Annotated in this window: 12 protein-coding genes; all 12 read right to left on the bottom strand. The window is 53.8% G+C overall.

Going from position 1 to position 12,843, the window contains the following annotated elements; translation table 11 throughout:
* Positions 1-225: 225 nt before the first annotated feature.
* The 12 genes from CRO57_RS22035 to CRO57_RS21985 all read right to left on the bottom strand — a co-directional run bounded on the left by CRO57_RS22035 (position 226) and on the right by CRO57_RS21985 (position 12,815).
* Positions 226-2,256: a hypothetical protein gene (locus CRO57_RS22035; protein WP_141401316.1), complete on the bottom strand. Its 2,031-nt coding sequence runs from the start codon at positions 2,254-2,256 to the stop codon at positions 226-228.
* A gap of 2 nt (positions 2,257-2,258) precedes the next feature.
* Positions 2,259-4,595: a hypothetical protein gene (locus CRO57_RS22030; RefSeq protein ID WP_097155679.1), complete on the bottom strand. Its 2,337-nt coding sequence runs from the start codon at positions 4,593-4,595 to the stop codon at positions 2,259-2,261.
* Positions 4,595-5,107 carry a virion core protein, T7 gp14 family gene (locus CRO57_RS22025; protein WP_097155678.1) on the bottom strand — a complete coding sequence of 171 codons (513 nt, stop codon included), beginning with the start codon at positions 5,105-5,107 and terminating at the stop codon, positions 4,595-4,597. The genes CRO57_RS22030 and CRO57_RS22025 overlap by 1 nt, the downstream gene beginning before the upstream one ends.
* On the bottom strand, positions 5,107-5,508 hold the full coding sequence (locus CRO57_RS22020; protein WP_244580182.1) for a hypothetical protein: 402 nt from the start codon (positions 5,506-5,508) through the stop codon (positions 5,107-5,109). The genes CRO57_RS22025 and CRO57_RS22020 overlap by 1 nt, the downstream gene beginning before the upstream one ends.
* Before the next feature lie 52 nt (positions 5,509-5,560).
* The gene (locus CRO57_RS22015) at positions 5,561-7,636 is read right to left on the bottom strand and encodes a phage tail protein (protein WP_097155676.1); all 2,076 of its coding nucleotides are present in this window, start codon (positions 7,634-7,636) and stop codon (positions 5,561-5,563) included.
* Positions 7,636-8,208, bottom strand: a complete 573-nt coding sequence (locus CRO57_RS22010; RefSeq protein WP_097155675.1) for a phage connector family protein — start codon at positions 8,206-8,208, stop codon at positions 7,636-7,638. The genes CRO57_RS22015 and CRO57_RS22010 overlap by 1 nt, the downstream gene beginning before the upstream one ends.
* Before the next feature lie 81 nt (positions 8,209-8,289).
* Positions 8,290-8,505, bottom strand: a complete 216-nt coding sequence (locus CRO57_RS24430; RefSeq protein WP_141401315.1) for a hypothetical protein — start codon at positions 8,503-8,505, stop codon at positions 8,290-8,292.
* Positions 8,498-8,941: a Bbp16 family capsid cement protein gene (locus CRO57_RS22005; RefSeq protein WP_097155674.1), complete on the bottom strand. Its 444-nt coding sequence runs from the start codon at positions 8,939-8,941 to the stop codon at positions 8,498-8,500. The genes CRO57_RS24430 and CRO57_RS22005 overlap by 8 nt, the downstream gene beginning before the upstream one ends.
* A 38-nt stretch (positions 8,942-8,979) precedes the next feature.
* Positions 8,980-10,005 carry a major capsid protein gene (locus CRO57_RS22000; RefSeq protein ID WP_097155673.1) on the bottom strand — a complete coding sequence of 342 codons (1,026 nt, stop codon included), beginning with the start codon at positions 10,003-10,005 and terminating at the stop codon, positions 8,980-8,982.
* A 17-nt stretch (positions 10,006-10,022) separates the two neighbouring features.
* A complete protein-coding gene (locus CRO57_RS21995; protein ID WP_097155672.1) occupies positions 10,023-10,793 on the bottom strand; it encodes a hypothetical protein in 771 nt (256 codons plus the stop codon).
* Complete coding sequence (locus CRO57_RS21990) at positions 10,783-11,109, bottom strand: Bbp19 family protein (RefSeq protein ID WP_097155671.1); 327 nt, start codon at positions 11,107-11,109, stop codon at positions 10,783-10,785. The genes CRO57_RS21995 and CRO57_RS21990 overlap by 11 nt, the downstream gene beginning before the upstream one ends.
* Positions 11,109-12,815: a portal protein gene (locus CRO57_RS21985; RefSeq protein WP_097155670.1), complete on the bottom strand. Its 1,707-nt coding sequence runs from the start codon at positions 12,813-12,815 to the stop codon at positions 11,109-11,111. Before CRO57_RS21985 ends, CRO57_RS21990 begins: the two co-directional genes overlap by 1 nt.
* Positions 12,816-12,843: the final 28 nt, after the last annotated feature.

Here is a 12,843-nt window from a genome sequence, read left to right as displayed (position 1 = left end):
TACCGGCGGGTCACAAGTTTCTAGAGCTTGCGGTATCCCTAGGCAGGACGCTCTCTGCTGAAATGCTTTGAGTATGCAGCCCCTGCACGAGCAACTATTTTCTCTTAGTTTTCGGGGGCTGCTCTACGCTCAAGTTTTGTGAGCCTAATGATGAGTTCAACTCTTAAGGTGGGCTTTTGTCAATTGGGATGGCTGCATATGGCGATGCTGGATAAGGCAGTCAGTTTATTTTGGGGATGGAGAAGCTGTGCCTGCTAGTCCGTTCAACGCTCCGGTTTGGATACCTTTCATAAATGCTGCCTTCATTTTATCGGACCACCATCTAAATTGATCTTCATCACCGGGATTTGGATATATTGCATTTTCAGGAAACTGATTTAACAATTCTGCAAAATATTCTTGAGCTGCTCCTTCCCCGGCAGATACCAGAATATCAGAAGCGAAAGACATCAGCTTTGTCCTGATCGCATTATTTGCAGACATTTTGTTGAGAAGATCTGCAACCGGTTTGAAATTTTTTATTTTCGAAAGGGGAATAGCAGCCGGAAGAGCAGTCAAAGCCGCATAATTGGAGATACGCTGAGCTCGTTCTTCATCATATCCTTCCTTTCTTGCAAATTCATACAAAGCCTGACTTTTATCGCTATATGTAACCATATAGGTCATTAGTGCAGCCCCAGCTCCCCCGGTAAGAGCATTAGCCCCGCTGACCACTATAAGTTCAATAAGTGCTTTACCGGCTTCCTTGCCCAATTCTCCCCCGCTTAGCAGATCATTTGTTGCCCAGTTCTTTTCGATATACCCGTCAATCGATGTTCCTAGCTCATAGAGGAAGTGTTCTTCTATAGATTTTTTTTGATATTCGTGCAGAGCGGTTTCTTTTCTGGCCTTCGCTTCCATTCTTTTCCAAAGCTCCTCAGACATTCGGGTTTCAGCCTCGGCGGTGATAGCGGAACTATTGGAGTGTTTCAAAAGAAGCGATAAATCTGATTTGATCTTTCTTTGATCTTCTCGAATTTCGATTTGTTGGGTTCCTATATTCAGTTCCTTGTGTTTTCGGGCTATCGTTTGGAGACCATCTGAAACAAGACTGCCGCTACCATTTGCTACCCCTCGAAGAGTATCCTCAACTTCGCTAACGGCCAGATCTCCGGATCGCATCTTTTGAATTTTGTCCAGTGGAATGTCGGTGAGCTTGGAGAGTTCCTCATCTTTGAGAATGTGACCGAAAGGTTCCATGCCTCTGATATTCAAGATTTTAGATTGTAACTTGTGGTCTTTACTGGCTCGTAAAATAAGATTTCTTATCTCTTGTGGATCAAAGTTTTCATCATCTGCATGAAAACCAAGGCGTCTTCGAATTTCATCAGTCGGGATATCTATAATTTCATCTGGATGGAAAACTCCCTTTTTCACTTCCACCTGATTGCCAAAATGTGGCTTAATAACTCCTTGATTAAGAACACCTTTCTTTCCTCTATAATGGAACACGAACTGCCCTGGTTTGACAGGTTTTGCGACCAGCCCATATTTCTGCTCAAGTGCCACTCGGACATTCTTAGTTCTGGCCTTCTCCTCTGCATTTTCTTGTGAAATCCAGAGCTGTTCACGTTTTTTTAAAGCATTCAGATCAGCTGCTAGTTCCGCTGATCCAGAATTTGATAGTGGTCTGTTGACCATATATTGGTCTTTTAAAACAGCCGGATCAGTTTCATTTTTCTTCTGCCAATCCGGGATGAACTCAAAGAGACTTTGATATCTGTCACCTTTGTTTTTGTCGTAGTCAGTACTGGCTTTTTGCAGATATGACTGAAGATCTTCAAGGCCAGCACGTATCATGGCAGGTTCAAGATTGAGAAATTTCTGAAGAATTCTGACTGTTTCGTCTTCATCCTTCTCATTCATGACTTGCAGTAAATGTCGGATGACGAAGATCTCTTTTGGTGGAGTTTTCCCGCCCATCTGTTCCTGAGCGTTCTCAAGAAAATCTCTGCGGTATTCCTGCTCTTCGGGTGATAAATATTGCCTGGCTTGCTTGTGCGAGATATCGAGATCTCTTGAAGATTGCTCTTCTTGCCGGGTTGTGTTGCTACCGGTTTGCGAAGTTGGTGCAATCTGATCGTTACTCAAGACAGGTTTCTCCGTTGCAGCCTCCTGCGAACCAGCTCCAAATAACTTGGAAAAAAAGCCGCCAGATTGAGCCCACCTGTTCTCTTCTCTGAAAATTGACTTCTGTCTTGCAGCATTGTTGCTCATCATCATTGCTCCGAAAGAAAAGTTTGGTAGAGGCGAACACTCTCCTCGCCTGAGGGCTTGCGGCCGTTTGCTTGCTCGAACCGGTTCTCAAGCCGTTGACGCACGCTTGCCGGGATCTCGTCGGGATGGATTTTCAGGCGATAGGAGGAGGGGTCTGCAGGGTCGTCCACTTCAAAGAAGTGGCCGGCGCGGTCCAGATTGAACAATGGAATTCCGTCATCCAGCATGACTGGCAGAATGAGCCGATTGGTTATTTCCTCCAGCTCGTTATAGGTTGGCATGCGTGGTGTGCCATTGGGACGGTTGGCAACAGATTCGGCGATGAAATCATCAATCTCTTGCTTCAAAGTGTTTCGGAACTTGGAGAGCTTGCTCAGCCTTAGCCTTCTGGTCGTATGATTGCGGAGCCCCAGTTTGGTTCCAAAAAAGAAGTCATTTTCTTCCGGAAAGGTATCGAGTAGCCCGATCCGTTCCATCGCCGTTTCGGCTTGCTCGAAGGTGGCTTTGTAGAGCTCAGTTCTCTTCAGGGCCTGACTGTCATGCTTCAGAAGATCAGTCTGGTGTTGCTTGAGATCTTTGAGATCATTGCGGCTTATCTGGTTGCGATAGGCGTCAAGATCCTGGCCGGCAAAGCGGTCAGGATTGTATGCCATCATGCGGTTGAGTCCCGACAGGGTGACTGCATCCGTTTGGATGATCTTGCCGCCCTCACGGGTGCGAATAAAATCGGTCGCATCAGAAATGGTGGCGCTGCCCGCTGCCACGCGAATGCTGATCGGGACATCTTCAAGGCTCTTGCCATCGTCAATGGCGGTCCAGATTTCGCGTGCGGCGGCCAGTTGGCCTGCTTTGTCTTGTTTACCTTGCCGGTCCAGCTCGATCTGCAGGTTTGAACGGGCTGCTTCCTGAAGATTTGGATTGTCGATGGCTGCAATGGCTTCTTCCATCTGTTTGGCAGATGGTCCAAGGGCGCGGGAGGATGGACTGTCTAGAGAGGCAACAAGCACTCTATCAAAGCCGTCAGCAATGCGGGTCTCTGGTGATGTATTGCCTGCAGCGGTGGAGCCAACCGGCAGGAAGAGTCCGTAAGCGGCGCTATTGTCTGCCAGCCAGTCCTGTACTTTGCTGGGTGCCTTGGAAAGGCTCTGCCCTTGATAGCGGATGAGGACCTTGTTCTGGCCTTGCTGCGCACTCCAATAATCACTCTCCCCACCGGGCGTGATGGAAGCATGATCCTGATAAGGGAGTATCTCCAGTCCGGTGCCGATATGCTGCTGCGCATCTTCCATCAGGGCATCGAGATTGGTGGCGAAGGTCAGTGTAAACTCTTGATCCAGCCTTCGATCTGCACTTGGACTGGCCAAATTGAGGTAAGTGAGAGGGACAGAGCTGCCTGATGGCTGATCATTCTCACCCTTTGGCATAGAGGCTTGCCGGGATTGCGAGAGACTTGTGTCATGACGTCTTAAGGAGAGGATACCGGATATCTGGCTTTTGATCGCTTCCTCCTTGCGAACGAAGGAAAAGGTTCTGTCCAGCTCCTGTCGGTCTGTCTCGATCAGGCGTGGGCGCAGTTGGTCATAATCCTCAAGGGCAAGGGCCGGATCATCCTCCAGCTTTGCCAGCACCACATCCCTGTCGAGCTTTGAAGAATAGGCATGGGCAAGGACTGCAGCCTCACCTTCATCCAGTCCGTCCCGCTCGGCGCTGGCGCTTATATTGGCAAGGCCTGCCAGCCGGTATTTTTCCACGGCAACAGGATCATTGCGATCGGTTACAGCCTCTTGAACAAAATTATCGAGATATCGCTGATCCGCCTGCTGACCGTTCTTCAGGGCCTGCTCTTGCAAAAGCTGGTTGGCACGGTTGGAGGCATTGACCTGAATGGCCTCCATACCCGGTCTGATGTTATCTGCTTCGTCCTTGGGCGCGGTCTTCAGAAAGCCTTCCACACGGCGCACATCATCGACAGAAGAGCCGAAGTCTTTGAGATCTGGATCATCGGCATAGGCCTCGGGACCCTGCGCAATTTTCTGAACATCAGCGCGGTTTTTCTCCATGCTTTCGCTGAGCTGGTTTTTGACGCGGGTTTGCCTCTCGCGCTCGGCCATCTGGTCTTTCTGGTCCTGCTGCTCGCGCTCTTTTGCCTGGGCCTTGGCATTGTCCAGTCTTGCTGTTGCATGCAGGGCCTTGCCTGCTGTGCCGATGCCCTGACCAAGGCCGCTCAGCCCCCGGCCAATGGCTGCACCCATATGCTCAGATGTAGCCGAGACCTCAATATTGCGCTGATAGCGCGGTGTAAGACGGGCCGATCTTTTATAGTTCGGGACGATAGCCATTACTTGAAATACCCCGCTTTCTTCGCGTCACCGTAAGCCGTGCCAAAGCCGCCAATGAGCGAGCCCATGGCGCTGAGATAACCGCCTGTCGTGGCGGCCTTGGCTTCCATGCGATGGAGTTGTGCCTTTGAGCGTTTGTTCACTGCGTCGACATCATGGTTGTAGGCCTCGCGGGCTGTGTTGGTGCGCACGGTCAGGGCGTCCAGCTCGCCCATGGTCTTGGCATCCACCAAGGTATCGAGCGGGGAGCCATAGGCGATATCGACGCCATTTGCTGCCATGGCGGCGCGTTGGCGGCCAATCAGTTGGGAGACTTCCTCGCGTTTGGCCTGTTCTTCCTTCTGGCCGCGATCAAAGGCATCCTTGGAGCGCTTTTCGGCCAGACGGGCATTCATCTCGGCGACTTGCGCATTGTAATTGGCAGCATCGGCTTGCGCCTGTGCCTGCGCCATGGATCCGGCCGCGCCAATTGCCGTGCTGGCAAGGCCGAGGGCAATTCCCAAATCACACATCACATTTTCCTCATCCAGAATTCGCGGAAATGCAGGCCATTTCCGATATCGATGGCCGGGCCCAGCTCGAAGCCGAGCCATTGCAGCCAGCGCTTGCTCACCTTGTTGCGATCATCCACCATGTTGTGTAATTCGCTGTATTGAGAGTTTAGGTGCGATTTCCACAACAGTGACTGCCGCAAAAAGGCGCGGTAATGGGTCTTGATGGCATCGCTGCCCAGCAGCCAGGGGGCCCCGATGCCATAGAGCATATTGATGGTGCCGACCCCGAACATGACCTCCACCCGGCCATCGATGAAGGCTGTCCAGGCCTCATCCGATTGCTCCATGGAAAAGAGCAGCGCCTGAAGCGGCAATTGCCCGGAGCCTGCCATGACCTCGTCGCGATCTGCCTTTCGCATACGCGGAGCAAGGTCGTGGGCATGGTCCTTTGTGGCCGGTATGATCCTGATCTCAACCACCGATGACGATCTCCGGCATGATGGACAGCACGCTCATGGGCAGCGGGTCTTTTTGTTTGATGATGGTGGTGGCCCCTTGCGACCAGCGACCAGAGGGGTTGAACTGCATGATGCCGGTAAAGAGATCGGTCGGCTCGTTCCAGTCTTCCGTGGATCTTTGTTTCCATTCATGCAGATTGTCCTCATCTGGGCCGATCCAAAGGCCGCGTGACTGGTTCAACCGGACCGAGATGGAACCAATGGCCTTTTGGCGGCCCTGAACCGTGCCAAGGCCCTGAACGGTGCCAAGGTCCAGATCCAGTGTTTGCAGCACCGCTTCATAGGACAGGCCCACATGAATGATGGAGGCTTTGATGGGCAGAGTGATCTGGCCACCGCTGACGCTGAGATCGCGCACCACATTGCCATCGGCCAGCGCTACGACTGTTTCGCCTTCCAGATGGGTCAGGCCGGAGATGCTATCGACCGGAGAGCCGCTATAGCTGAGGCCGCTATCGACAAAGAAGCATTGCTTGCTGTCTTCAAAGACGCGGGTATGCATCTTTTCGATGAAGCGTTTTTCCTGACCACCAATCATGCGCTTGATGACGAAATAGACCACATCCTCATTGCCTTCGGCGATGACGCAGACATCTTCAAACTGGCCTTTGGTCTTGAATTCAGTCCAGCCCCAGACTTCATGTTCCTTCATATAGGTCATGACGGCGCAGGCACCGTCGTCCAGCACCACCGGCACGATGGAATGGGGCGCTTGGGCATAGGCCCAGGATTTGATTTCCTTGCCTTCAAACAGATGCCGGGCCAGAACGGTGAGATCCGCGCCGCCATAACTATCTGATGAGAAGTCATAATTGAAATCGCGGACCACGCCGCCACGGGCGACCGCATAGAGGATGGTTTTGCCACAAATAATGGGCTGGACCCTGCTGGAGCCATAATAGGATTGCTGGCGCACCAGCGGATTGGAGGGGGTCAGGTGATCGTCGGAGCTGCCCTTGACCACCCATTCCCCGGCTGTGCCAAAGACTGCCAGTCCGCGCGGCATGCTGACCACGCTGTTGATTTCATTTCGGCGGGAAGAGGGAATGCGAAAGGCGATGGCGTCCGATGCCTTGGCCGGAGAGGCAGAGCTGAAATTTTCGTAATTGGCTGATTGGCTGAGATCGATGGCGGATGGATTGTTGTTGGTCGAGGGCAGGGTCAGGCGTTGTTCGAAGAACCCCACCGCACCGGGATAGTTGCCCGCGCCATCAAAGGGATTGACCACTTCCTGCGGAGCGTCGGACAGATCGGCGGTGATATTTTCATCAATGAAACTGGTGGCAGTCGTGGTGCCGGCCAGGCCATAAAGACCGTTGTCTTCCTTATAGACCACATATTTTCTGGCATCCGAATGGGCGGTCCAGCTGATCTTGTTCTTGTGGCCTGCGGTGGTCAGATCATTGCTGACGCTGACCGAAACCGAGGGCAGGCTTTCTTCCTTGGTGGATTGATGAACGGCCGAGACCTTGTAGCTATAGCTGGTGGAGCCGGAGCCGGATTCCGCTGATGCCGCCACATCGGTCGGGGCTGTCATCTTGATGGAGAAATCCATCTCTTCCAGCCGCCAATCCAGATCGCCATAGCGAGAGAGCTTGTGCGGCGGGTGATTTCGGTGGCTGATATAGGCAATGTCCTTTTCCTGTACCATCACCAACTGATCGATATCGGTGTCGGTATAGGGAGTATCCACCTCATAATAGGGGCGATTGCTGTCGCCCACATTGCCGGATTTGATGGGGGAGCCGGAGCGGATGATCCGCAGTTTTTGATGGGTGAAGACAAGGATATAGGTCTGATCGGAGCCGACGTCGAAATCAAACGGCAGCAAGCGGGCTTTGCCGCTGGTGCGGGTCTCGTCGACAAAGACAAGGCCGGGCCGGTTGGATGCACCGCCATGGGCATGGAGCAGGATATTGTCGGCACGCTTCAGACCGGTGGCATATTTGGACAGATCCACCCGCGACCAAAGAGTGCTGGACAAAAGGCCGCCGACAAAGGCGGGCTGCATGTTACGAAGGACTGACATCAGGAACGCGCCTCCAGATGATTGGCGGGCAAGTCCCAGCTGTCTATTTCATTATTGGCGTTGATTTCTTCTGCCTTTGGCTGGCGCATTTGTGCGATCTGAAAGGTTTCCTGCCGCAGCTTCTGGTCTTTGGTCAGCGGAAAGCAGATGCGCGCTGCCAGTTCCCAGCTAAGGGCGTCAATGAAGCTGGGCGGGAAGAGCGAGCTATCGAGCACCGGCTTGGTATAGGTGAGATAGGCCGGGGAGATCTTGCAATGCAGCTGTCCGCCGCGCAGCGCATAGTCATGCACCGGCAGGCTGTTATCATCAATCGTGCTGGCCAGTTTGATCAGGCGGATCATGTCACGCGGCAAATCATAGACATGGTCGCCATTCTCTCCATGGCCGATCATGGCCAGAGAGCGGGTGGTTTTCAGAAAATCGTAGGGAAAGTTCTGCAAGGCGCGCACCGCATGGGCAAAATGCAGCCGGCATTGCTTCGCCTCGTTGCTCTTTTCCGTTGGCGATGCAACCGGCACGGTGATGCCGATGTGAGACAGAGCGAGATTATAAATTTCAACTTCGGATGTCATTGTCCATCTCCGGGAGAGCCTGGGCTTACGATCAGTCGGTGGCAGGGAGAGAAGGGGCGCATGTCCCTTCTCTAAGATGGATTATTGGGCCTGATTGCTTGCCCGTTTGGCGGCTGGTTTGCGCAGGGGCTTCTTGATCGGAGCTTTGCTGGCCGGGACGGATGGTTCTTGCGGGTCCATCCAGCTGCCCAGAATGCCGTTGAAGTCGAAGATCTCGCCTTCCTTGCGCACCAATCCGCCGCAATAGCCCGGGCGCATGGCCCGGACCTTGCCGTCAAAGCGTCGGGGGCTAGCCATCGGTCTGGACCGCAGCCACCAGACCAGCAGTGATTTTACCTGCCGTGGCATCCGAGCCGGACTTGACGTAATTGATGGACAGATAGCGGCCCATGCCGTCCTTATCTGCCACCGGCAGAGAGGTGACGCCGAATTTCCAACCAGCTTTCAGCTTTGCCACCGGTACCGGACCGGAGCTGGTATGCAGGCGCACATCAGAGCTGAAATCAGACTGATCAGAGGTCTGTACCTGGATTTCCAGTGACGTCAGGCCAGCAAAATCCTCGGTCACTTGAACCAGAAGCGGCAAGGGCGTGCCTTCGCCGATGTCGCGTACTGGTGCCTGTTTGTTGCCATGGGGAATGCCCATGTCGCCCAGATCCAGCACATTTTCAGACCGGGCAGAGGCGGTGACCGCTTGCTGATCGGAAAAGAGAGTTTGAGTATCAAAGATCATGTTGAATGTCCTTTTGAAATGAATGAGAGCCAGCGGGGTTATTGCGCAGCTGGAACCATCTCTTCTGAATTGAGCAGGGCATCGGTTTCGCGAATTGGAATGCCGCGATAGGTCAGCACTTCCTCACCGGCAACGTCCTGACGGGTCAGGCGGACAAAATTGTCCGAACTGCCAGCATTGGTTGCCAGCTTGTCCAGTGCTTCCATCATGTCGGAATTCATGTAGATGCAGGTCTTGCCACCCGGCACACGACGAGATTTCAGGCGATAGTAAGCCTGACGCATCAGGGCATAGACATCGACATTGCCTGCTGCGACTTCGCTTGCATCGATGTTGGCAATTCGAGCATTGTAGCGCCAGTCATTGACGGCCATGCCCACATGCCAGCTGAACAGCTCTTCCTTGACATAGAAAGGATTGCCCTGATCATCGTGAATGCGCTGCTCGCCCTTGTCCTCACGCTGGACACCAGCAGTGGAGCCTTGTGGATAGAGCAGATGGGTGAAGCGATCGCCCCAGGTGACAAACCAGATGGAGGTATTGTCGGAGCCACGGCCGCCGCCATCAATCACCTGATTGGCTGCGCCCTTGCCTTTATCGCCGGTGGCATATTCGGAATAGCGCACGGACAGACCCATGAATTTTTCCGGGCCGGTCTTGGTGTCATGATAGAAGATGCCGGTTGCGACTTCCTGGTTCAGAGCTTCGATGAAAGCAGAGCTTTCGGTCAGGCGCACCTGTGCCGGATTCTTTGACAATTTCAGCAGGCGGGAATCGATGGTTGCCAGCGCTTCCACGAAACCGGTGGTGTCTTCGACCTGCTGGATGTCGGATTTGCTCTGCGGGATGCCTTTATACAACTTGCCCCAAGCCACCTGTGGCAGGCGGGTGCGGATATTGTGCAGATGGCTCTTGCCCTGGTTACATTCCATGGCAACCGCATCCTCAAGGATGGGGTTTTCCTGAGCCAGAAGCTCAATCACCTGAGCCATTTCTGCTCCCTTGCCACCGCCACGTTTGGCGAGATCTGCAAGCGTTAAGAATTTTTGAGCCAATACAGCCATTGACTTCGACCTCTCTGTTAGTCGTCTGGGTAAAGAATGGACGCAGTATCAAGCTTTCCGCCGCTTGCTTTGCCGCCCGGGTTGTCCTCTGCCAGTGCTTGTCCTGCACGGGCAAAAGCACGGATGATTTCTGGATGATTGCCACCACCGGAGCTGATCAGATAATCGCGCAGCTCCTGGGTGCCGAATTCGTCCAGAAATTTCTCGGATGCCTGAATGGAGGTTCGCAGATTGTCTCCGCCAATCTCCCGATCCGATTTCACGGAATTCTGCCAATCGCGGTTGGTTTGATGCCAATCCTCGATCTGTTTCTTGCGCATGTCGGTGAGGACGCCAGCCACCGCATTGGCCTGGTTCTGGCTCATGTTGGCCTCGGCCATGCGCGGGCCAGCCATGGCGGACAGCTGGTCGTCAATCTCCATGCCTTTTGGCAGATCAAGCGAGGAGAAATCATAGACGCCATCTTCCGGCACATGGTCGAGATGGGAGCCTTCGTTCTCGCCCCCGTTCTCTTGGTCGCCATCACCATCAATATTTTGTGCGTCTGCTACATCGTCCCCGATGAGGGAGCCGGGCTCGTGGCCCAGAGCGTCGCCTCCCTCATCAGGGGCTGGTGCCGCATCTCCATAAAGCGTATCGCTTACAGATTGCTCACCAATGCCCGTCCCATCCTCGGGAGACAGAACAGGACGAGGCAGTTTCAGGACGCCTGCAAAAATGGAAGCGTTGGATGCTCCAGGCCTTACGGTGTCGGGGCTGGCTGCCTTGGTTTTTCGTTCACTCATCATCGCTCTTTCCTGCCTCCTCGGCTTCCTTGATTTTTGCTTCAAACTTGCTCATTTCGAGCATCAAGGTCGGATAGGCCGTCTCATCCACTTCTGCGATTTTCTGGATGATGGTCAGACCGATGGATCTTTGGCCTTCCCGAAATGCGGTCATCTCGTCCCCGGTGAAGCTGACGCCGTAAATTCCGCATTGTTGTAAAATCCACCATATGCATCTCATGCTTTGCGGATTTCGCAACATGTTGTACGTATCTTCACGGAGTTGGCGCTCTCGCTCGCCCAATTCCTGATCCTGTTCTTCACTTTGATCTTTGCTCATCAGCTCAATCCAAGTTGTGCGAGGAGATTGTCACCGTCATCCGCCGCCTTTGTTTGCGACATCAGATGAGCGGCTTGTGCGCCATCTTTCACCGCTGGCATCATCTGGCTGGCCATGGAGGCTTGCTGCTGTGCCTGCATTTGCTGTTCTCGCTCGTCGCGCATGGCTTTCACATCATCGTCGGATTTGATCAGCGTCGATGGGGAGCCGATGGCTTCGGCATATTCATCAATGGCCTGATCCAGATCCAGCTTGTCTGCCACGTCCGGTTTGACCGAGAGGATCTGTCCGGCAAAACCGACCAATCGCTCGATGGATCCGGTTGCCACAGCCCGTTGAGCTTGGGCCAGAAGAGAGATATTTTCGATCTCCAGCTCTTCTTCACGCTCCACCAGTTCCGTCGGTGGCTCGGGCAGAAGTCCGGCTTCCTCGCAGGTCTGAAAGACGATCTCGACCAATGGATTGGTCTGTTCATGGATCTGACGTTCCACCACCGGGCCAAGCTGCAGCAACTGCTCTTCCTTGCGCTGGGTCAGTTCCAGCACATTACGGGGCTGCACGCCTTGCATCTGGGTGATGGCGAAGAACAGATCCGCATACCAGATCTTGTCGATACGGTTCTGGATGTCCTGAATATCAGCGGCCAGCTCACCAAGGCGCAGATTGACCTCCATGACCGGACGCAAACCGGCGCGACCTGATGGATCATCGATATAATTGATCTTGCCGGGAAGGGTGGAGACCCCTTGCGCCCGCAGGCTGCTTGGTCCCTGCATGGGCGGGCGGACAATCTTGTCGATGCCTTGGCCTTTCATCCGCTGTTCGGACTGCAATTGCTTGACCGCAGGCAGGCTGACCTCGCCCGGATGGCCGGAGCCATAAACATCTTCGCCATCGGCTTCATAGCGTGGAGCCAAAATGCGGTTGAAGTCAAAGCCATTCTCCGACAGCATCCCATCGCCCGATTGCCCATCTTCCCAATAATTGGAGGCAAAGGGCTTGTGAGCCTTGGTCTTCTTGCTTTGGTCGCGGTTCTTTCTCGGCTCCACCGCGTGGCAGATGTCGATCCAGCTGTCATATTTTCCCTGATCCCAGAGCGTCTTGATGGTGTTGGAGACACGCGACCAATCCATATCGCCATTGGCTTTGGCGACGAATTTGCCAACCACTTGCTCCACCGTCATCTTGATCTGACGATAGAGGGTATCAACCCGGCCTTTGTCATTCTGAGCGATCCAATATTGACCGGTCATCATGGGAATGGCGCGCAGGCCTGGCCCGTCTCCGACAATCAGCATACAGGACTGACCGAACAGGCCCAGATCACCATAGGCGGAATGCAGGGCGTTATAGACATTGGAGCCACGCATCACATGCTGGATGATCTGTTCACAGTGATAGAGGTAGTCCTTGACCGGGCCGAACTCCTTCATGTCCGGATCCATGGTGCGCAGTTTCATCCAGGGACGTGCAGGGGACGTAAGGCCCGAATGCATGCCGGACTGGAAGGTGCGTTTGGCCAGCAGAGCCGTCTCGTCCAGAATGTCCTGCATGTTGCGTTCGCCCTTGCGCCGTTGGCCATTCAGGCGCAACCGACCGGGGGCAATATATTTGTCATAATCGCGCCAGTTGGCCTCGTAATAGCTGCGCTCTTCGCGCATGCCTTCGAGGCGAGATTGATGGCGCTGACGAATGGATGGAGCCATTAGTGCCCTCCATGCATGGGTGAGACAA

It is taken from the genome of Cohaesibacter gelatinilyticus, from assembly GCF_900215605.1.
Classification (GTDB): domain Bacteria; phylum Pseudomonadota; class Alphaproteobacteria; order Rhizobiales; family Cohaesibacteraceae; genus Cohaesibacter; species Cohaesibacter gelatinilyticus.
Note: the sequence above shows the minus strand (reverse complement) of the source record. Positions and strands in the feature narration are given on the sequence as shown.